We start from the raw sequence: 245 nt of genomic DNA, 5'->3' as shown, positions 1-245 counted from the left end.
TCTGGCAACTGAGCGAGACAGAACTCCTCGCCGACGCTGCTGATGTCTCCCACCAGATCCAACTGCTCGAAGCCCGGCGTATCGCCCTCGTCGCCGAAATCGACACCCGCGTCTCACGCGAGAAACTCGGCTTCCCCGGCCCCGCCGGCTGGCTCACCTCCACCACCCTGCTCAGCCCCAGCACAGCGAACAAGATCGTCGCCCTCGGGCGCGGACTGAAGAACTTCCCCGACATCGCCGACGCC

General features: G+C 66.1%; 1 pseudogene. It reads left to right on the top strand.

The window, feature by feature from the left end:
- Positions 1-245 (top strand): annotated as a pseudogene (locus QM797_RS26185) (HNH endonuclease signature motif containing protein); the annotation flags it as partial.

This window comes from Rhodococcus sp. IEGM 1381 (assembly GCF_030056795.1).
Taxonomy (GTDB): Bacteria; Actinomycetota; Actinomycetes; order Mycobacteriales; family Mycobacteriaceae; genus Rhodococcoides.
The sequence above is the reverse complement of the archived record's forward strand: the minus strand, read 5'-3'. Positions and strand labels throughout refer to the sequence as shown.